Genomic DNA, 1380 nt, shown 5'->3' on the forward strand with positions numbered 1-1380 from the left:
TCTGAGCTGGGGGTGGCCGCAGAGACCAGCGAGAAGCGACTGTTTACTAAAAACACAGGTCCGTGCGAAGCCGTAAGGCGATGTATACGGACTGACGCCTGCCCGGTGCTGGAACGTTAAGGGGACCGGTTAGTCACATTTCGGTGTGGCGAAGCTGAGAACTTAAGCGCCAGTAAACGGCGGTGGTAACTATAACCATCCTAAGGTAGCGAAATTCCTTGTCGGGTAAGTTCCGACCTGCACGAATGGCGTAACGACTTCTCGACTGTCTCAACCATAGGCCCGGTGAAATTGCACTACGAGTAAAGATGCTCGTTTCGCGCAGCAGGACGGAAAGACCCCGGGACCTTTACTATAGTTTGATATTGGTGTTCGGTTCGGCTTGTGTAGGATAGCTGGGAGACTTTGAAGCGATCACGCCAGTGGTTGTGGAGTCGTCGTTGAAATACCAGTCTGGTCGTGCTGGATGTCTAACCTGGGTCCGTGATCCGGATCAGGGACAGTGTCTGATGGGTAGTTTAACTGGGGCGGTTGCCTCCTAAAGAGTAACGGAGGCGCCCAAAGGTTCCCTCAGCCTGGTTGGTAATCAGGTGTTGAGTGTAAGTGCACAAGGGAGCTTGACTGTGAGACCGACGGGTCGAGCAGGGACGAAAGTCGGGACTAGTGATCCGGCGGTGGCTTGTGGAAGCGCCGTCGCTCAACGGATAAAAGGTACCCCGGGGATAACAGGCTGATCTTCCCCAAGAGTCCATATCGACGGGATGGTTTGGCACCTCGATGTCGGCTCGTCGCATCCTGGGGCTGGAGTCGGTCCCAAGGGTTGGGCTGTTCGCCCATTAAAGCGGTACGCGAGCTGGGTTTAGAACGTCGTGAGACAGTTCGGTCCCTATCCGCTGTGCGCGTAGGAATATTGAGAAGGGCTGTCCCTAGTACGAGAGGACCGGGACGGACGAACCTCTGGTGTGCCAGTTGTTCTGCCAAGGGCATGGCTGGTTGGCTACGTTCGGGAGGGATAACCGCTGAAAGCATCTAAGCGGGAAGCCTGCTTCGAGATGAGTATTCCCACCTCCTTGAGAGGGTAAGGCTCCCAGTAGACGACTGGGTTGATAGGCCGGATATGGAAGCCTAGTAATGGGTGGAGTTGACCGGTACTAATAGGCCGAGGGCTTGTCCTCAGTTGCTCGCGTCCACTGTGTTGGTTCTGAAACCACGAACAACCGTTGTAGCCATGGTCACGGCTCCGGTTTGTCTGTTTCATAGTGTTTCGGTGGTTATAGCGTGAGGGAAACGCCCGGTTACATTCCGAACCCGGAAGCTAAGCCTTACAGCGCCGATGGTACTGCAGGGGGGACCCTGTGGGAGAGTAGGACGCCGCCGAAC

At 55.7% G+C, this 1380-nt stretch carries 2 rRNA genes (1 of these 2 only partly in view); both read left to right on the forward strand.

The features are described 5' to 3' along the window. Window positions 1-1175, forward strand: a 23S ribosomal RNA gene (locus ACIQAC_RS40720); it begins 1371 nt to the left of the window's first position. Window positions 1176-1263: 88 nt separating this feature from the next. After that, window positions 1264-1380, forward strand: a 5S ribosomal RNA gene (gene rrf, locus ACIQAC_RS40725).

Source organism: Streptomyces sp. NPDC088387, assembly GCF_044753385.1.
GTDB lineage: Bacteria > Actinomycetota > Actinomycetes > Streptomycetales > Streptomycetaceae > Streptomyces.